General features: G+C 72.7%; 15 protein-coding genes. 8 read left to right on the top strand and 7 right to left on the bottom strand.

Going from position 1 to position 19,245, the window contains the following annotated elements; translation table 11 throughout:
* The first annotated feature begins 91 nt into the window (after positions 1-91).
* On the top strand, positions 92-790 hold the full coding sequence (locus tag OG519_RS03325; RefSeq protein ID WP_405578393.1) for a hypothetical protein: 699 nt from the start codon (positions 92-94) through the stop codon (positions 788-790).
* A gap of 65 nt (positions 791-855) precedes the next feature.
* On the opposite strand, the gene OG519_RS03320 is transcribed toward OG519_RS03325, so the two are convergent.
* From OG519_RS03320 to OG519_RS03290, 7 genes are all read right to left on the bottom strand, one after another.
* Positions 856-1,902 carry a glycosyltransferase family 2 protein gene (locus OG519_RS03320; protein ID WP_405578390.1) on the bottom strand — a complete coding sequence of 349 codons (1,047 nt, stop codon included), beginning with the start codon at positions 1,900-1,902 and terminating at the stop codon, positions 856-858.
* A gap of 117 nt (positions 1,903-2,019) precedes the next feature.
* Positions 2,020-5,367 carry a DUF4082 domain-containing protein gene (locus tag OG519_RS03315; protein WP_405578388.1) on the bottom strand — a complete coding sequence of 1,116 codons (3,348 nt, stop codon included), beginning with the start codon at positions 5,365-5,367 and terminating at the stop codon, positions 2,020-2,022.
* A gap of 106 nt (positions 5,368-5,473) precedes the next feature.
* Positions 5,474-6,589, bottom strand: a complete 1,116-nt coding sequence (locus tag OG519_RS03310) for a DegT/DnrJ/EryC1/StrS family aminotransferase (protein WP_405578385.1) — start codon at positions 6,587-6,589, stop codon at positions 5,474-5,476.
* The gene (locus tag OG519_RS03305; RefSeq protein ID WP_405578383.1) at positions 6,586-7,431 is read right to left on the bottom strand and encodes a NeuD/PglB/VioB family sugar acetyltransferase; all 846 of its coding nucleotides are present in this window, start codon (positions 7,429-7,431) and stop codon (positions 6,586-6,588) included. Before OG519_RS03305 ends, OG519_RS03310 begins: the two co-directional genes overlap by 4 nt.
* Positions 7,428-8,600: a DegT/DnrJ/EryC1/StrS family aminotransferase gene (locus OG519_RS03300; RefSeq protein ID WP_405578380.1), complete on the bottom strand. Its 1,173-nt coding sequence runs from the start codon at positions 8,598-8,600 to the stop codon at positions 7,428-7,430. Before OG519_RS03300 ends, OG519_RS03305 begins: the two co-directional genes overlap by 4 nt.
* Positions 8,597-9,664: an NAD-dependent epimerase/dehydratase family protein gene (locus OG519_RS03295; protein ID WP_405578377.1), complete on the bottom strand. Its 1,068-nt coding sequence runs from the start codon at positions 9,662-9,664 to the stop codon at positions 8,597-8,599. The genes OG519_RS03300 and OG519_RS03295 overlap by 4 nt, the downstream gene beginning before the upstream one ends.
* 154 nt (positions 9,665-9,818) lie before the next feature.
* Entirely contained in the window at positions 9,819-10,940 is a 1,122-nt protein-coding gene (locus tag OG519_RS03290) for a Gfo/Idh/MocA family protein (RefSeq protein ID WP_405578374.1), read from the bottom strand.
* A 407-nt stretch (positions 10,941-11,347) separates the two neighbouring features.
* Here OG519_RS03290 and OG519_RS03285 point away from each other — a divergent pair, with 407 nt between their 5' ends.
* From OG519_RS03285 to OG519_RS03255, 7 genes are all read left to right on the top strand, one after another.
* Positions 11,348-12,235, top strand: coding sequence for a glycosyltransferase (locus OG519_RS03285; RefSeq protein WP_405578372.1), 888 nt, complete (start codon positions 11,348-11,350; stop codon positions 12,233-12,235).
* A gap of 35 nt (positions 12,236-12,270) precedes the next feature.
* Positions 12,271-13,548 carry an MFS transporter gene (locus OG519_RS03280; protein WP_405578370.1) on the top strand — a complete coding sequence of 426 codons (1,278 nt, stop codon included), beginning with the start codon at positions 12,271-12,273 and terminating at the stop codon, positions 13,546-13,548.
* Between the two features lie 122 nt (positions 13,549-13,670).
* Positions 13,671-14,693, top strand: coding sequence for a TolB-like translocation protein (locus tag OG519_RS03275; RefSeq protein WP_405578367.1), 1,023 nt, complete (start codon positions 13,671-13,673; stop codon positions 14,691-14,693).
* 213 nt (positions 14,694-14,906) lie between these two features.
* The gene (locus OG519_RS03270; protein WP_405578365.1) at positions 14,907-16,598 is read left to right on the top strand and encodes a beta-propeller fold lactonase family protein; all 1,692 of its coding nucleotides are present in this window, start codon (positions 14,907-14,909) and stop codon (positions 16,596-16,598) included.
* A gap of 123 nt (positions 16,599-16,721) precedes the next feature.
* Entirely contained in the window at positions 16,722-17,663 is a 942-nt protein-coding gene (locus OG519_RS03265) for an NADP-dependent oxidoreductase (RefSeq protein ID WP_405578363.1), read from the top strand.
* 47 nt (positions 17,664-17,710) lie between these two features.
* Positions 17,711-18,205: a peptidylprolyl isomerase gene (locus OG519_RS03260; protein ID WP_405578360.1), complete on the top strand. Its 495-nt coding sequence runs from the start codon at positions 17,711-17,713 to the stop codon at positions 18,203-18,205.
* Positions 18,206-18,415: 210 nt separating this feature from the next.
* Positions 18,416-19,234: a hypothetical protein gene (locus tag OG519_RS03255; RefSeq protein ID WP_405578358.1), complete on the top strand. Its 819-nt coding sequence runs from the start codon at positions 18,416-18,418 to the stop codon at positions 19,232-19,234.
* Positions 19,235-19,245 lie beyond the last annotated feature (11 nt).

The following is a 19,245-nucleotide window of genomic DNA, read 5'->3' as shown; positions in this document are numbered from 1 at the left end:
GGCAAACCGGCACCACCCGGGGCGAGATACCCGATCCGGTGGCAGCCCGGTCGCCGCCCTGACAGTATCGGAGCCGACGGGAGGAGCCCCGATGTCCCCTGGCGAGGTCGTTCTCGCACTGCTGCGTCGCTGGTACGTGCTGCTGATCGCGGCGCTGCTGACCGTGCTCGCCGCGCACCAGGTGCTGCGGCCGCAAGCGAGCTGGGCCAGTTCGTCGGTGATCGTGCTCAAACCGCCGGTGACCGGCAACCAGCCCAACCAGCTCGCCAACCTGCAACCGCCGCTGGCCGCCGTGTCGTACGCGATCATCCAGCAGCTCGACTCGCCGGCCGGGAAGAGCGAGTTGCGGGCGGCGGGCGTGCTGGGCACGTACTCGCTGGTCCCGCGCAACAGCGGCACCAGCGTCACCCCGCAGTATCTGATCCCGTCGCTCCAGATCCAGGCGGTCCGGCCGGCCGCCGCGCTCGCCGACACCGACGTCTACCTGATCATCTCGGTCTACCGCCGCCATCTGGACACCCTCCAGGGCGCCCAGCACATCCCGGCGGACTCGCGGATGAGCGTGGACCTGCTGGTGCCGCCGAACTCGGTCCTGCAGACCGGCACCAAGAGCCGGGCGCTGGCCGGGGTGGGGCTGACCGGTCTGTTCTGCGGGGTGCTGCTGGCGCTGTGGACCGACCGCCGGCTGCGTCCCGACCGGCCGGGCGACCGGCCAGGTGACCAGCCGGCCGATCAGCCGGTCGACCGGCCCCAGTTGGGGCCCGCCCACACCGCGCCCGCCGTCAACTGAGCCCTGTCGGCGGCCCGTTGCCGTCTGTGCCGAAGCCCGCCCACGGGTCGGCGTCAAAACCCGCATCACAGGCCCCGGCGCTTCCACGACTGCCACCACAGCCACTCCCGGCCGCGCTCGGCGACCGCCGACAGCACCAGCGGCTGGAGGTAGGGCATGGCGCCCGCCCCGATCCGCCGCCGCAGCCGTAGCGCCCGGTATTCCGGCAGCGCCTCGAAGCCCGGCAGACAGTCCCTGGCGAACTCCACCAGCTCCTCGACCGGCACCACATCGGTGCGGCCCCGGTCGTAGGCGCGGTAGGCCCGGCGCAGCGCGAAGCGGGCCAGCCGGGTGTGCACGGTCAGCGCCAGCTTCTCGGCCTGCGGCAGCCGTTCCGCGCACTTGACGAGCACCGACTCGAAGGCGATACGCCGCTGCCGCAGATCGTCGAGCTGGCCGCCGAAGTCGGTGGTGGACATGTTGCCGCCGTGCACGCGGTAGTACGCCTGATCGGCGCCGCGGACGTAGCCGACGTCGGCGTGGGCCGCCAGCCGCATCCACATCTCGATGTCACCGGCGTGCGGCAGTTCGGGATCGTAGCCGCCCACCTGGCGCTGGAGGCTGGTGCGGACCACCACCTCCGGCGAGGTGATGCAGCCGGTGCCCTCGCCGAACCGCCGCTCCAGCCACCACGGTCCGGGGTAGACGACCTGGCCGGTGCTCCGGGTGCGGGCCTTCGGCAGCGGGCCGCCGTGCTGGAAGCGCAGCGGCCTGCCGTAGGCGAAACCCGCCTCCGGATGGGCGTCGAGCAGGGCCGCGGCCCGCACCAGCGCCCCCGGCACGAGCCGGTCGTCGGCGGAGAGCAGCGCCACGTAGTCACCGTCGGCCCACTCCAGCAGGCCCTCGTTGTACGTGGCGATGTGCCCCTTGTTCTTCTCGTGGACCCGCACCTCGATCCTCGGATCGCCGGCCGCGAGGTTCCGCGCGACCTGCGCCGAGTCGTCGGGTGACGCGTCGTCGATGATCAGCACCCGGACGTCCAGGCCCTCCTGCTCCGCCAGGACACTGCTGACGCAGTCGGCCAGGAAATGGCCGTACTTGTAGCAGGGGATCACCACGCTCACACTGCTCATCGACGTGAGCCCAACCTTCCGTTCCCGCACATGGTCGAAGTGGTTCGTCGCTCCCCTGGATCACCGGTCCGGCGGACCGGTGATCCAGGGGGGGTCGCTATCGGGTCCCCGGCGGGGTCACTGGGTTTCCGATGTGGTGCCGTCCAGACCCTGCGGCGGCAGGGCGGTGCTGAAGATCGGCCCCACCCAGTAGTTCGCCGACCCGTAGCTGCCGTTCGGGAAGGCCGGATCCGCGCCGTAGTGGTAGAGGCCGTTGGGGGCCGACACGGTGTCGGCCGTCGCGGTCAGCGGATAGGACTGATGCGCTCCGGCGAAGTACCCGCCGTCGACCGCGTAGTTGCCGGCCGGCGCGTGATAGGAGACCACATAGCTGGTGCCCGCGGTGATCGGTACCGGCGCGGCGAAGTGCATCACCTGCCAGCCGGTCGCGGTCTCGCTGGAGAAGGCGCCGGTCGCCAGTTGCGTACCGTCCGAGGACCACAGACTGCCGGTGTGGGTACCGGTGTTGCCCGCGCCCTTGTAGAAGGTGACGCCGGTGACGTAGCCGCTGATCGCCGACGTGAAACGGGTGCCCAGCTCCAGCGAGTTGGGGTCGCCGGTCATGTCGGTGGTGGCCGGCACCGCCGTGGTCGGCCACAGCCCGCACGGGCAGGTGACCGCGGGCGGGGTCGGACTGGTGGTGAAGGACCAGGTGGTGGGATCGGCCATGTGGTTGCCCCACAGGTCGTCGACCTGGACCGAGACCGTGTAGGTGGTGTTGAGCGCCAGCTGGGTGGACGGCGTGAAGGTCACGGAGTTCGCCGAGGCGAGCGTCTTGGCCCCCGGCACGTTGTCGCCGTCGGGGTCCTTCACCGTCATCACCAGGGTGTCGGCGTCGACCGGCTCGCTGAAGGTGGCGGTCACCGGGGCGGTGATCGGCACATTGACCGCGCCGGACGTCGGCGACTTGGCGGTCACCACCGGTGGCACCGTACTGGCGGTGGCGGTGTCGAGCACCGCGTCCACCCAGTAGTTGCTGCCGCCGGCCGCCTGATCGGGGAAGCCGCCGGACGAGCCGTAGTGGTAGAGGCCGTTGCCGCCGTCGGTGCCGGACTGCAGGGCGGTCAGCGGGGACAGCCCCGCGGACTTGCCGTTGAAGTAGCCGCCGTCGTAGGAGTATCCGCCGTTCGGGGCGAAGTACGAGACGATGTACGTGGTGTTGGACTTGACCGGCACCGGGGTGGCGAAGTTGAGCTGCTGCCAGCCGGACGCCGTCTCGTTGGTGAAGGTGCCGGTGGCCAGCCGCTGACCGGACGCGGTCCACAGGCTGCCGGTGTGCGTCCCGGTGTTGTACGGGGACTTGTAGAACCGGACGGCGGTGACGGAACCGGGGCCGCTGGTGCGGATCTTCACCCCGAGCTCCACCGAACCGCCGTCGCCGCTGTTGACGACGGACGGCACCGCGGTGGCCGGCCACACCGTGCAGGGGCACTGCTGCGGGCCGACGGTCAGCGGCACGGTGCTGGTCGGGCCGGTGTTGACGCTGTCGTCCACCGCGCGGACCTTGATCTGCGGGGTGCCGGTCTGGGTGGGCGTCCAGGAGTAGCTCCAGGACGTGGTGCCATTGGCCGCGTTCCAGGTGGCGCCGCCGTCGGTGGAGACCTCGACGCGGGCCACCACACCGCCGACGTCACTGGCGGTACCGGTCACCGCGACCGGCCGCAGCGCCGGGACGGTGGTGGCGAGGGCCGGACTGGTCACGGTGACCGCGGGGCCGGTGTGGTCGGCGGACGCGGTGGCCGCGACCAGCCCGCTCTGCAGGGTCTTGGGCTGGAGGCCCATGTCCGCGAAGAGGTTGACGGTGGCCTGCTGCATCCGCTTGTCGGCGGTGATCACCTGGTCGTCCGGGTCACCGGCCGGCACATTGGACAGGCCCCACGACCACTGCACGGTGCCGGCCCCGAACACCAGCGCGCCCGAGGTCTGGTCGCGGAACTCGACCAGATTGTGGGTCGCGGTGCCGTTGCCGTACACATTGCCGTAGTCCTGCCGGAGCTTGCCGTCGGCGATGTCCACCGTGGTGGAGGAGAGATCGATCTGACCGGCCGGCCGGGTGGCGTTGTTGAGATCGCTGTCCCACTCGTAGCCGAGGGTGCCGACCGGGAAGGTGGCGGTCTGGGTGGGCGTCAGGCCGGCCACGGTGGTGTTGCGCCACAGCCGCATCTTGGCGTAGGCGCCCGGCACGGTGATCGCGTCGCTGCGGTAGCCGTTGACGGTGAAGAGCGAGCCGGTGAGGATGTTCTGCGGCTGGAACGGCTCACCCTTGGCCGAGCTGCCGGGGTCGAGGAAGGCGCCGGTCCAGACGTTCGGATTGGGGTCGGGGATGCCGTCCGGGACCGCGAACTCCAGCTTGGTCTCCTTGTAGCAGACCAGCGTGCGGTTGGCGGTGGACGTCCCGTCGGCACTGGGCGCCAGCCGGGTCTTCCAGGACACCTCGTTGCCGCTGAAGTACGTCTGCGCGACACCGGCGTGCCGGGCGGCCAGCGCGTTGCTGAACTGGTCCTGGGTCCAGTACTCGTCGTGCCCCGACGACATGAACATCTTGTGGTTCAGCAGCAGCGAACCGTTGGTGGACATGTCGACGCCGGAGATGTAGCTGACGTCGTAGCCGTTCTCCTCCAGCCAGTAGAGCATCTCGAACTCGGAGCCGTAGATGCCGTTGTCACCGCCGATGTCCAGCGGGCGGTTGTAACTGACCTGGTAGGCGCGGCCGTCCGGGGCCGGCCCGTTGCCGTCGTAGAGGTTGCGTCCGCCCCACTTGTTGTACGCCTGCCAGGTCTCGTCGTCGGTCTGCACGACGATGTCCGAGTGGCTGGCGTCGTTGCGCACCACGAACGGGTACGGCATCACACCGTTGCCGTCGGTCTGGTCGAAGTTGGCGAGGTAGATGCCCGAGACGGCGTCGCTCGGCACCGTCCAGGAGGCGGTCACCGGCCAGTTGCCGCAGTCCTGGAGGCCGGTGCCGTCGGTGACGCAGTTGAGCGGCTTGCCGTCGGGCACGTCGTCCACCACGGTGGTGTCGATCGGGCTGCCCGGGGTGCCGTTCTTGGTGAAGTTGGCCGGATAGGTCGCCGCCGCCTGGGTGGACGTCGACATCTCGCGGGCGCCGTCGCCGCCGTAGTAGCCGAGCCGGTAGACCTCGACGTGGTACGGGGTCGGCGACTGCACCTTGAACTGCACGGTGTCGCCGGCCTGGACGCTCACCTTGGTGGTGAAGCCCTGGACGTTGCCGTAGGCGCTGGGCGCGTACCAGTCCTCCATCGGCGTGCCCGTTTTGGAGTTCTCACAGGTGATCGGGTTCGATCCGGTCCCGCAGGGATCGGAGGCCGACGCGCCGGAGCTCACGACCAGCGGCAGCGCTGCCGCGACCACCGCCGCGACCAGGGCGCTGAGAAGGCCCCGGATGAGTCTGCTCTTTCTGTACATCTGTACCTCTGTGCGTTTCAGGTGCGGGGCCCGCTCGGAAAGGCGGGAGGGGCGAAGCGGTGTCTGAGCACCCCGGGGGCCGCGGCGGACCGCCGCGGCCGGGGCGTCAGCGCAGAGCGGCGGCGAGCGTGTCCACGACTCGCTGCTGCTGATCGGCGGTGATCTGCGGATAGAGCGGCAGCGAGAGAATCCGGTCCGCTGCCTCCTCGGCGTGCGGGAAGTCCCCCCGGCGGTGACCGAGGTGGGCGAACGCGGGGGTCAGGTGGACCGGCGCGGGGTAGTGCACACCCGCGCCGATGCCCTCGGCGTTGAGCTTGCCCACCACGTCGTCGCGGTCGGCGCCGACGACCCGCAGCACATACAGGTGCCACACATGCTCGTTGCCGGCCACGGTGACCGGCGGCACCACCCGGCCGGCCGCCACCAGACCGGCGAGCAGCGCGTCATAGCGTGCCGCGGCGGCGCGGCGGGCCCGGTTGCCCTCGGCGAGCCGGGCCAGCTTCGCCCGGAGCACCACCGCCTGGAGACCGTCCAGACGGCTGTTGAAACCGGCCACGTCGTGGCGGTACTTGGCGACACCGCCGTGGTTGGCGATGGCCCGTACCCGGGCGGCGGCGTCCTCGTCGTCGGTGAGCACCGCGCCCGCGTCACCGTAGGCGCCGAGGTTCTTGCCCGGGTAGAAGCTGGTGGCGGCGATACCGCCGCTGCCGGGGGAGCGGCCCTCGCGGGTCGCGCCCTGGCACTGCGCCGCGTCCTCCACCACCTTGACGCGCTCGGGCAGCGCCGCGATCAGGGCGGCCACCTCGGCGCACTGTCCGTACAGGTGCACCGGCACCACCGCGCGGGTGGCCGGGCCGACCGCGGCCAGCGCGGCCCGCGGGTCGAGCAGATAGGAGTCCGGCAGGCAGTCCGCCGGCACCGGACGGGCGCCGGTCCTGGCCACCGCGCCGGCCGTGGCGATGAAGGTGTTGGCGGGGATCACCACCTCGTCGCCGGCGCCGACGCCGCTCACCCGCAGCGCCAGCTCCAGGGCGTCGGTGCCGTTGGCGACACCCACGCAGTGCGCGACGCCGGCGAACTCGGCGTACTCGCGCTCGAAATCGCGGACCTCGTCACCGCCGATGAAGGCGGTGCGCGCCAGCACCCGTTCGAAACCTGCCTGCACCTGCGGGGCGACCTCGGCGTGCGCCGCCTTCAGATCGACCAGCGGAATGTGGTTCATATGACGGGAGTCCCCCTCCGTAGCACCGGCCGCACTCCGCGGTCGCCGGTCTCCTTGCTGTCGAGCGCGCCCCCTGGGGCGGCACCGGCCGGGGCCGGCGGGTGGGCCGGCGCCTGGGCCAGTGGGTGGTCGCCGGTCAGCTCCGCCAGCGCCCGCGGACCGGCCGCCCGCAGCCGGCGGGCCGGGCCGCCCACCCACACCTCGCCCGGCGGCACGTCGCCGAGCACCGCGCTGCCCATACCGATCAGCGACCAGGCGCCGACCGTGGCGCCTTCGCGGACCAGGGCGCCGGCGCCCACATAGGCGCCGCGCTCCAGCCGTACCCCGCCGCCGAGCCGCACCCCGGACGCGACGGTGGCGAAGTCCGCCACCTCGTCGTCATGGGTGAGGACGGCGTGCGGCATCACCGCGACATGCGCGCCGACCCGAACCGCCGCGGTCAGTACGCAGTGCGCGAGCAGCACCGACCCGGGGCCGACGGACGAGGAGCCCGACACCGCCGCGGTGGGATGGACCAGTGTCGCGTACCGCCGCTCCGGCAGCCCGAGCCGGGCCACCAGCCTGGCCCGTACCGCGTAGTCCCGGGGGCTGCCGACACACACCAGCACCCGCGCCCGCGGCAGGTCCGCCAGCAGATCGCTGCCGCCGAGCACCGGCACGCCGTCCACCTGGCGGCCGTGCAGCGCCGGGTCGTCGTCCAGATGGCCGAGCAGCCGCCAGCGCGCGGCCCGGCCGGCCGCCCGGTCCGCGGCCTCGACGTCCCGCACCGCCTGCGCGGTCTCCCGGGCGAAGCCGCCCGCGCCGACCAGCACCAGCGGGGTGCCCGCCGGGGCGCCGCTCACCCGCGGCCCGGTCCGGACCCGGCGGCCGCCGCGAGCGCGCCCACCACCCGGTCCTGCTGCTCCCCGGTCATGGTGTGGAAGAGCGGCAGGATCAGCGAATCGCGGCTGATCCGCTCGGTGACCGGCAGCGGGCCGTGCGGATGCCCCTGGTAGGCGGGCTCCAGGTGGGCGGCCATGATGCCGCGCCGCGCCGAGACGCCGGCCTCGGAGAGCGCCGCGAGCACCTCGTCGCGGCCCAGCGGGAAGTCCTCGGCGAGCAGCACCCAGTACGACTGGAAGTTGCCCTGGCCGTAGGCCGGATCGCGGACCGGGACGAGCCCCGGCACCTCCCGCAGCAGCGTGTCGTAGCGTGCCGCCAGCGACCGGCGGCGGGCCACCATCTCGTCCAGCTTGCCGAGTTGCACCAGGCCGACGGCGGCCTGGATGTCGGTCATCCGGTAGTTGAAGCCGACTTCGAGGTAACGCTCCAGCACCGGCTTGCTGCTGGCGTGCCGCTCGGCCGCCGAGGCGTTCATCCCGTGCTCGCGCAGCCGGCGCAGGCGCGCCGCCCACACCGCGTCGTCGGTGGTGATCATGCCGCCCTCGCCGGTGGTGACCACCTTGCGCGGATGGAAGGACCAGGCGGCCAGCAGCGCCCCCTGCCCGACCGACTTGCCGCCGACGGTCGAGCCGATCGCGCAGGCCGCGTCCTCGACCAGCGCGATGTCCCAGTCGGCGCACCGCTCGCGGAGTGCGTGGCTGTCGGCGGGGACCCCGCCCTGGTGGACGGCGAGCACCGCCCTGGTCCGCTCGGTACGGACCGCGTCGACGGTCGCCGCCGTCAGATTCCCGGTGGCCGGCTCCACATCGGCGAACACCGGGTGCGCGCCGACGTAGCGGACCGCGTTGGCGGTGGCGATGAAGGAGAGCGAGGGCACGACGACCTCGTCTCCCGGGCCCAAGTCCAGTGCCACCAGGGCGAGATGGAGCGCGGCGGTGCAGGAGCTGACCGCGATGCCGTGCTCGGCGCCCACCTTCTCGGCGAAGGCCGCCTCGAACTCGGCGACCCGCGGCCCCTGGGCGACCCAGCCGGACCGTACGGCCGCCGCCGCGGCCTGCGCCTCCTCCTCGCCCAGCCACGGGATCATCACCGGTATCCGGGCCGGGGCGGCCTCGGCCGGCGCGCTCATCGGGCCGCCCCGGTCTCCAGGGTCTCCGCGGTCTCCACGGTCGACGCCGGACCCGTGCCGGCGAGCCCGTCCCGCGCCGTGACGGCCGCCGTGAGGGCGTCCGTCTCGCGCTCGGCGCGCCACCAGTCCACCAGGTCCCGCAGGCCCGCCCGCAGGTCGATCCGCGCGGTGAACCCGAGCCGCCGCGCCGACTGCGAGGTGTCCGCCAGCCGCCGGCTCACCCCGTTGACCGCGCGGGCCGGGCCGTGCACCGGCTCCAGATCGGCGCCCATCGCCGCCAGCAGCCCCAGCGAAAGGTCCTTCAGGCTGGTCTCGGTGCCGCTCGCGACGTTGAACACCTCGTCGGTCAGGTCGGATTCCGCGGCCAGCACATTGGCCCGCGCGATGTCCCTGACATGCACGAAGTCCATGGTCTGGGTGCCGTCACCGAGGATCAGCGGCGGCTCACCGGCCTCGATCCGCTCCATCCAGCGGATCAGCACCTCGGTGTAGAGGCCGTGGATGTCCATCCGCGGCCCGTACACGTTGAAGTACCGCAGCGCCACGTAGTCCAGGCCGTACATCGCGTGGAAGCTGCGCAGCATCCCCTCGTTGAACGCCTTCGCCGCCCCGTAGAACGTGTCGTTGTTGTACGGGTGGTGGCGCTCGGTGGTCGGGAAGGTCTCAGCCAGGCCGTACACCGAGGCGGACGACGAGGCGATCACCTTGCCGACGCCCTCGGCCGCCGCGGCCTCCAGGACGTTGAAGGTGCCGTCGACCATCACCTCGTTGGCCAGCCGGGGTTCCTCGGCGCACTGGGTGATCCGGATCGCGGCCAGGTGGAACACCAGCTCGGCGCCGGCGGTGACCTTGCGGACGGTGGCCGCGTCGCGGATGTCGCCCTCGACCACCTCGACCAGGCCGCTGCCCATCGATCCGGCCAGATTGGCGATCCGGCCGCGGACGAAGTTGTCGAGCACCACGACGTGCCGGGCGCCGCCCTCGACCAACTGGTCGACCAGATGGGAACCGATGGTGCCGGCTCCTCCGGTGACCAGGATCCTCTTGCCCTCTACCGTGCTCAAGTCCGTTCCCCCCACTGCTTCGTCATGGTGATCCGCCCGATCGCTAGGTCGACGGGATTGCGTTGGCGGCGTGCTCGCCATGGCCGGGCGCGGCCCGGACCGGGCCCGCACGATGTGCCGGAGGCCGGGCCGGGGCGGCGCGCTGCGGCCGGGTTCAGTGCCCGGCGCGCAGGCCGACCACCGCGCCGCGGAACTCCAGGCTCCGCGACGCCGCTTCGAGGATGTCGAGCACCCGCAGCCCGGCCCGGCCGTCGGTGAGCGGCGCCCGCCGCTCGTTGATCGCCCCGGCGAACTCGTCGACCATGGCGCGCAGCGCTTCCTTCTCCTTCAGCGCCGGCGCGACCATGTCGCCCGAGCGATAGGAGATCATCATCTCCCGGCGCTCACTGGCCGCCAGCTCCTGCGGGGCCGACAGATCGACCCCGCGGTCGAAGACCGCCAGCCGCTGCGCCGGGTTGAGGTCGTCCCAGACCAGCGTGCGCTTGGAACCGCCGACCATGGTGGTGCGGACCTTGGTGGGCGACAGCCAGTTCACATGCACATGGGCGATCGCACCGGTGTTGAGCTGAAGGGTCAGATACGCGACGCAGGCGTGGCCGGCCCCGATCGGGTCGGCGCCGTGCGCGGCGACCGCGACCGGTTCCACGTTCTCCGGCAGGATGAAGTCGAGGATCGACAGGTCATGGGGCGCGAGGTCCCACATCACGTCGATGTCCTTCTGCACCAGGCCCAGATTGATCCGCACCGAGTCCACGAAGTGGATGTCGCCCAGCTCGCCGGAGCGGACCATGTCCCTGATCCCGGCCACCGCCGGGGTGTAGCAGTAGGTGTGATCGCACATCAGGGTCAGCCCGCGGTCCGCCGCCTCCGCGACCAGCCGGGCGCCGTCGGCGTACGTGGCGGCCAGCGGCTTCTCCACCAGCACGTGTTTGCCGGCCCTGACCGCGGCGAGCGCCACGTCGAGGTGGGTGCCCGCGGGGGTGGCGACCGCCACCGCGTCCACCGTCGGATCGGCCAGCACGGCCGCGTAGTCGGCGGTCGCCCGGACCGTGGAGTAGCCGCCCAGCACCCGCTGGGCCCGGTCCACGTCGAGATCACACAGCCAGCGCAGCCGGAAGGCCGGGCTCGACTGGAAGTTGCGGACCAGATTGGGGCCCCAGTAGCCGGCCCCGACCACGGCGACTCCGAGTGCCCCGCCGTCGTCCCCGGCGGCTTTCTTCGCGTGGGTGCTGTCCGTCACGGTGTGCGTCTCCCCTTCGTACACGTCGGCTGGCATACCCGCCATGCCCGCACAGCGCGGAAGGAGGCGGTCGCGGCCGCGTGCCGCGGAGGAGTTCCCCGGCCCATGGTCATGCTGTCCCCCCACCCCGGTGTGCCGCATCCCCGCGGACACGTCGGCGTCCCCACGCCTGTGCCGTCACGGAGTCAATGGCCCGTCGAACTGAACCGACCCGGTCGCATCCCCGCGTCCGGGCTCGTACCTGCTGCGATGCCCTCGTGCAATCGCCGTCCCCAGTCATCATGGCCGTTTCGGCGACATCGGCTACCCCGGAAACTCCCGGACACTCGGACGTCGCGCAAACCGGCCGCGCGTCGCCCAATCTAGACCACGGGCTCCGGCACTGGGGGAGACTTGGGCGAAACACACAGCAACGACCCGGTTTTCGGCTGCATACTCACCCCGTGACGAGCATCGTGATCCCCGCGCACAACGAGGAACGGGTCATCGGCCGCCTGCTTGACGCCCTGTTGGCCGGCGACCGCGCCACCGCCGGGGACGGTACGGGCACGCCCCGGCCGGATGTCGTGGTGGTCTGCAACGGCTGTACGGACGAGACCGCGAAGGCCGCCACCCGCCCCGGCGTCCGGGTGGTCGACCTGCCGACCCCCTCCAAACACGCGGCCCTGCGGGCCGGTGACCAACACGCCCACGGCTTCCCCCGGTTGTACGTGGACGCGGACGTCGTGCTCGGCGCCGGCGACGTGGCGGCGCTGACCTCCGCGCTCGCCGGCACGCCCCAACTGCTCGCGGTGGCACCGGAACGCGAACTGCCGACGGCCGGCTGCGACTGGCGGGTGCGCGCCTACTACCGGGTGTGGACCCGCCTTCCCGCCGTCCGCGAAGGGCTCTTCGGCCGCGGCGTGATCGCGGTGACCGAGGAGGGCTACGGCCGGCTCGCCGCGCTGCCGCCGCTGATGGCCGACGACCTCGCGGCGTCGCTGGCGTTCGGACCGGGGGAGCGGCGGGTGGTGGTCGGCGCCCGGGTCGTCGTCCACCCGCCGCGCACCTGGGCGGATCTGATCAGGCGCCGGATCCGCGCCGCGGTCTCCACCGCCCAACTGGAGCACCGGCAGCGGCAGTCGGTCACGGACACGGCCGGGGACGCGCCGCCTTCGGCCCGGACGAGCACAGCGGACCTGCGTACGCTGCTGCGTCGGGAGCCGCTGCTGCTGCCGTCGGTCGTGGTGTTCCTGGCCGCCGCCGTCACGGCCCGCCGCAAGGCCGCACACGCCATCCGCGACCAGGACTTCGGGACCTGGCTGCGGGACGAGAGCAGCCGTCAGGGCTGATCTCGGCAGGGGGAGAAGAGCAGGGGGGAACAACCATGTATCTTGCGGACCGCGCCGCCCCCGCGCGCGCGAACACCGCCCCGGACGGCGTCCGCCGCCCGGTCCGGCGAGTCTCACAGGTGGTGCTGGCGCTCGGGGCCGTCAGCCTGATCACCGACGTCTCCTCGGAGATGGTCACCGCGGTGCTGCCGCTCTACCTGGTGGTGAGCCTGGGGCTCAGCCCGCTGGGATTCGGCGCCCTGGACGGCGTCTACAACGGGGTCAGCGCGCTCGTCCAGCTCACCGGCGGCCATCTCGCCGACCGGGTACGCGACCACAAGCTGATCGCCGGGCTCGGCTACGGACTGTCCGCGCTGTGCAAGCCGCTGCTGCTCCTCGTGCAGAGCCTCGGCCCGCTCGGCGTGGTGCTCGCGCTGGAGCGCACCGGAAAGGGCCTGCGCACCTCACCGCGGGACGCGCTGATCTCGCTGTCCACACCCGCGGAGCACCGCGGCCGGGCCTTCGGCGTGCACCGGGCGATGGACACCACGGGGGCGGTGCTCGGCCCGATCACCGCCTTCCTGATCCTGCGCGCCGCCACCGACGGCTACCACGCGGTGTTCGGCGTCAGCGCCTGCGTCGCCGTGCTCGGCGTGCTGGTGCTGGTGCTGTTCGTCCCGGGGAAGCGGCAGTTGGCGGCCGAGGGCATCGGCGGCGCGGCCGACGCGCCCGGCAGCAGACCGGTGAACCTCCGGGAGGCGGCCGCGCTGCTGCGGCTGCCCAGGCTGCGGGCGCTGACCGGCTGCGCGGTGCTGCTCGGCCTCACCACCGTCAGCGACGCCTTCGTCTATCTGCTGCTCCAACACCGGGCGCACATCGGCGAGGAGTGGTTCCCGCTGATGCCGCTGGGCACCGCGTCGGTGTTCCTGCTGCTCGCGGTGCCCGCCGGAGTGCTCGCCGACCGGGTGGGACGGCGAGCGGTCTTCCTCGCCGGGCACGCCGGACTGCTCGCCGGGTACGCGCTGCTGCTGTGGGCGCCGGCCACCCCCGCGCTGCCCTATCTGGTGCTCGGACTGCACGGGCTCTTCTACGCCGCCACCGACGGGGTGCTGCCCGCCGCGGTCTCCGATGTCGTACCCGAGGAACTGCGGGGCAGCGGACTGGCGTTGGTGGGCACCGGGCAGGCGCTCGCCCGCTTCTGCTGCTCGCTCGCCTTCGGCGCGGCCTGGACCGTCTGGGGCGACACCCGGGCGCTGTTCGGCTCCGCGATCGGCCTGCTGCTGTGCGCGCTGGTGGCCGGCCTGGTGCTGCGCCCCGCGGGCGGCCGGCGATGAGCGAGCGGCCCGGGGCGCCGCGCGGCGCCGCGCCGCGGCATCCCGCCTTCCCCGGCCCGTCCGACGCCCCGTCCGACAACGCGGCACACCCGACCCACCCGAGTACCGCGAGGAACACCACCATGACGCCCAAACGCCGCCTGCTCATCCTGGTCCTGGCGGTGGTACTGCTGGCCGGCCTCGGCGCCGGCTTCGTGCTGCACGCCGCCTCCCAGGCCGACGAGAAGAACAAGCCGCGGGCCGGCGGTCCCGCGGTCGGCGCCGGCCCGGTCGCCCTCACCCAGAAGCAGCGGCTGGCCTTCATCAACTCGGCGCCCGGTCCGTACCGCACCGAGGTCGCCACCGTCCCGGCCGGACAGCCCGGCGGCCCCCGTACGACCGCCGGCCTCAAGTGCGCCCGGTTCTACGCCGCCAAGGGCACCGGCGTCTGCCTCCAGTCCGGCCTCGGGGTGGTCGCGCAGACCAACCGGGCGGTCATCGTGGACAGCGCCCTGCACACCCTGCGCACCTTCCCGCTGGCCGGCACGCCCAGCCGCGCCCGGATCTCGCCGAGCGGCCGGCTCGCCGCCTGGACGGTCTTCGTGGGCGGCGAGTCCTACGGCGCCGCGTTCTTCTCGACCCGTACCTCCATCGTGGACACCCGCACCTGGAAACTGCTGCCCAACCTGGAGGACTTCGCCATCACCCTGGGCGGCCGCGCGTACCGCGACGTGGACGACAACTTCTGGGGCGTCACCTTCGCCGCCGACGACGACACCTTCTACGCCACTCTCGGTACCGGCGGCAAGACGTATCTGATGAAGGGCTCCGTCGCCGCTCGTACCATCGCGTCGGTCGGCGTACAGAACGTCGAGTGTCCCTCCCTGTCCCCCGACGGCACCCGGATCGCCTTCAAGAAGCGGGTCCTGGCCGGTGCCTCGCTGTGGCACGAGTACGTACTCGATCTGCGCACCCTGAAGGAGACCCCGCTGGCGGAACACCACAGCGTGGACGACCAGGCGGACTGGATCGACGACCACACGGTCGCCTACGCGCTCCCCAAGGAGGGCGACACCAAGAGCACCGACCTGTGGAGCGTGCCCGCCGACGGCGGCGGCACGCCGCGGCTGCTGATCCCCGACGCCTCCTCGCCGGCGGCGCTGTGAACCATCCGGGCCGGCCGAACCGCCGGGCGGTCAAGTGACATGCGGGTTTTTATCGGCATCCGACCGATAACTCATGATTCGCCAGGGTCCGCCACCCTGGTCCCCCTTGCGGCGACACGGTCGAGGCAACAACCTGGCGGCTGCCCGATCCACTGACGAACTCCGGTGCCGCGCCGCTCCGTCGGCCGCGCCACCGGACGAGGGGGGAACACCTTGACGTACCCGACCATCCGCGGCCGGCGGCACACCGGCCGCACCAGAGCGACGAGGCTGACCGCGCTGGCCGCCGCGACCGCGCTGACCGCCGCGGGGCTGGCCGTGCTCGCGGCGCCCGCCGCCCACGCCGCGGCCGGCACCATCACCGCCTACGTCGCCAACGCGGGCGACAACACCGTCTCCGTGGTGGACACCGCCACCGGCGCGGTGACCGCCACCATCCCGGTCGGCGCCATCCCGCAGGGCGCGGCGGCCACCCCGGACGGCAGCCGGGTCTACGTACCCGACATCGGCTCCAACGCCGTCTCGGTGATCGACACCGCGAGCGCCGCGGTGACCGCCACCATCCCGGTCGCCTCCAGCCCGACCGCCGCCGCGGTCTCCCCGGACGGCAGCCGGGTCTACGTCGCCGACCTCGGCGCCAACTCCGTCAGCGTCATCGACACCGCCACGGAATCGGTGGTCGCGGGCCTCGCGGTCGGCTCAGGACCCGACTCCCTCGCGGTCTCGCCCGACGGCCGGACGCTCTACGTCGCGGGCAGCGGCGGCACGGTCTCCGTGGTGGACACCGCCACCACCACCGTGCGGACCACCCTCCCGGTCGGCTCGTTCCCGATCGCCATAGCCCTCTCCGCCGACGGCGCGCACGGCTACGTCGCCAACCTCCACGACAACAGCGTCACCGTGATCGACACCGCCGACGACACGACCGCCACCTACGCCGTCGACGCGGCGCCCTACGCCCTCGCCGTCGCCCCCGACGGGTCAGAGGTCTATGTCGCCGACGGCGCCGCCGGTTCGGTCTCCGTCTTCGACACCGCGACCCACGCGGTGACCGCCACCATCCCGGTGGGCGCGGCCCCGCAGGGCCTGGCCATCACACCCGACGGCTCCCGCGTCTACGCCACCAACCTGGGCTCCAACACCGTCTCGGCCATCGACACCGCCACGCAATCGGTGGTCGCCACCACCGATGTCGGCCGCAGCCCGAGCGGAGTGGCACTCGTCTTCACCGCCGCCACCCCGCCGCCCGCGCCCGAAGTGACCTCGGTCAGCCCCGCCACCGGACCGGTCACCGGCGGCACCGTCGTCACCATCGGCGGCAGTCACCTCGCCGACGTGAGCGCCGTCGCCTTCGGCCCGGGCCACCCCGCCACCGGTGTCGCGTGCTCCGACACCGCCTGCGTCGCCACCGCGCCGCCCGGCGCGGCCGGCACCGTGGACGTGACCGTCACCAGCCCGGCCGGCACCAGCGGCGCCGGCGCCGCCGACCACTACACGTACACCGCCGTCGCACCGCAGAGCGCCGATGTGGCCGTCGCCCTGTCCGCCAGCCCGGTGCCCGGCCTGCTCGGCGCGCACATCGACTACACGCTCACCATCGCCGACCAGGGCCCGGGCGCCGTCTCCTCGGCGACCGTCACCGTCAACCTCCCCTCCCCGCTCAGGGCCACCTCCGGCGACTGCGCCGTGTCGGCGGGCAAGGTCACCTGCACCACCGGGTCGCAGGCCGCCGGCGCCCGGACCACCCGTCACTTCAGCGTCCCCGTCGGCCTGCTGAGCCTCAACCTCCCGTACTCCGTCACCGCCGGCCGCACCGCGAGCAGCCCCACCGACCCGAACCCGGCCAACGACCGGGCCACCCGTACCTGCACCATCGTCACCTCGCTGCTGATCAACTGCTCCTGACAGGCGTCGCTGACAGGCGCTCCTGACACCCGCGCCGGTGGCGGATCCTCGGCGGGTTCGCCACCGGTACGGCTCCGGGGCGTGTTTGATGCCTCCTGACGGCACGGCACCCAGGAGGCAGTAATGGACACCATGCACGCGGTACGCGGCCATCACCGCGGCGGCCCGGAGGAACTGCGGTACGAGGAGGCGCCGCGGCCGGTGCCCGCCGAGGGGGAACTGCTGGTCCGGGTGCGCTCGGCGTCGATCACCCCGGGCGAGCTGGACTGGGACGCCACCTGGACCGACGCCCTCGACGGCAGCGGCACCCCACGGCTGCCGATCACGCCGGCCAAGGAGTTCTCCGGCACGGTCGCCGCGCTCGGCCCCGGGGTCACCGACCGGTCGGTGGACGACGAGGTGTACGGGCTGATCCCCTTCACCCGGGACGGCGCCGCCGCCGAGTTCACCGTCGTGCCCAGCGTGGTGGTGGCCGGCAAACCGGCCGAGCTCGACCACGACGCCACCGCGGCCCTCCCGCTCGCCGGTCTCACCGCCTGGCAGGGGCTGGTGCGGCACGGCGGCCTGCGGCACGGGCAGCGGGTCCTGGTGCACGGCGGGGCGGGCGGCGTCGGCGCCCTCGCCGTCCAGGTCGCCGCGGCCCGCGGCGCCTCGGTGACGGCGACCGCCGCCGCGCGGGACGCCGACTTCGTCAGGGAACTCGGCGCCGAGCGGGTCATCGACTACGCGGGCGACCGATTCGAGGATCAGGTGGACGATGTCGACCTGGTCTTCGACACGGTCGGCGGGGACACCCTGACCCGCTCCTGGCAGGTGCTGCGGCCGGGCGGTGTGCTCGTCGGCATCGTCGCGCCGCCCGCGGCGACCGGCCCCGACGGGCGCCGCGGGGTGTTCTTCGTCGTCGAGCCGGACCGGGCCGGCCTGGAGGAGCTGAACAGGCTGGTCCGGGCCCGCCAGCTCACCCCCCTGGTGGCGCAGGTCTTCCCGGTGGAGCAGGCCGCCGACGCCTACGCCCGGTTGGACCGGCCGCACCGGCGGGGAAAGATCGTGCTGAGGGTGTCGTGACGGGGCGGTGGTCCGCCGGGGAGCCTCGGGATGTCAGGATGGAGTCCATGGACAACGTTTATTTCGACATCTCCATCGACGGCGCGCCCGCAGGGCGGATCGTCTTCCGCCTGTTCGACGACGTGGTGCCCAAGACGGCCCAGAACTTCCGTGAGCTCGCCACCGGCCAGCACGGCTTCGGCTACGCGGGCTCCGCCTTCCACCGGGTCATCCCGGACTTCATGCTCCAGGGCGGTGACTTCACCAGCGGTGACGGCCGCGGCGGCAAGAGCATCTACGGCGCCAAGTTCGCCGACGAGAACTTCCAGCTCACGCACGACCGTCCGTTCCTGCTGTCGATGGCGAACGCCGGCCCGAACACCAACGGCTCGCAGTTCTTCATCACCACCGTGGTGACCTCCTGGCTCGACGGCAAGCACGTCGTCTTCGGCGAGGTCGTCGAGGGTTCCGACCTGGTCAAGAAGATCGAGGGCAAGGGCAGCCGCAGCGGCACGCCGACGTCCAAGGTCGTCATCACCGAGTCCGGCACCATTCCCGCCTGACCTGACCTGACCTGACCTGACCTGACCTGACCTGACCTGATCCGGTCTGATCCGGTCTGATTTGATTCCCCGGGTTCTTTTCCGCCCCGGAACGCCCCCGGCCGCTCGCCGCGCCGGGGGCTTCGCCGTCTCCGCGAGGTGGACGACAGGGGAGAGCGGTTCGCGGGGGCGGCCGGGTTCGACGCGGCGGCCGGGGGCAGAAGCGGTGGCATGAACACCGCCGAACCTGTGGGCCGTTCCGTACGGCGTCCCGTCCCGTCGCCCGTGGTCGTCGCGGCCGTGCTGATCGCCGTGGCCGTGGTCCTGACCCTGGTGATCACCGGCAACGAGCACCACAGCGGTCCGCCGAAGCCCGACGCGCTCGGCCAGGCCGCCCCGGGCACGTGGCCCGGCGACACCGGCACCGGGACCGATTTCCGGGCCGGTGACGCCGATCTCGTCGTCCTCGACGGCGTCTCCGGCAAGATCCAGGTCTCCGCCGACCCCGACGCGCACACGGTCAGCGGCACCTTCGACGCCACCGATCCGGGCCACGGGCAGCTCGCCCGGATCGGGGCGGTCGCCGACCGGGCGGACGGCCCGCACGCCCTCACCATCGCCTGCGCGGACGCCAACGACGTCGCCATGCCCTGCGCGGGGAACCTCGCGATCACCGTGCCCGAGCACACCGGACTGCGACTGCGCCAGACTTCAGGGGAGACCGAACTGAGCGGAATCGGGGGCGAGTTGACGGTCAGCGTCGCCTCCGACCGCTTCACCGCCCAGGACCTGCGGGCGGCCCGCGCCGCGGTGACGGTCGTCTCGGGCAGCGCCGACCTGGGCTTCGCCGCCGCGCCCGACTCGCTCGCGGTGCACACCACTTCCGCCTCGACCACGCTGCGGCTGCCAGCCGGGGACGGCAGCGGTTACGCCGTCACCACCGCGGCGACCTCCGCCGACGTCCAGGTCCAGGTGCCCCGCCGGGACGACGCCCCCCACAAGCTCTCCCTCCAGGTGCTCTCCGGCTCGCTGGCCGTCCTGCCCGCCTGACGACGGCCGCG

The organism is Streptomyces sp. NBC_01190, from assembly GCF_045039895.1.
Taxonomy (GTDB): domain Bacteria; phylum Actinomycetota; class Actinomycetes; order Streptomycetales; family Streptomycetaceae; genus Actinacidiphila.
The sequence above is the reverse complement of the archived record's forward strand: the minus strand, read 5'-3'. Positions and strand labels throughout refer to the sequence as shown.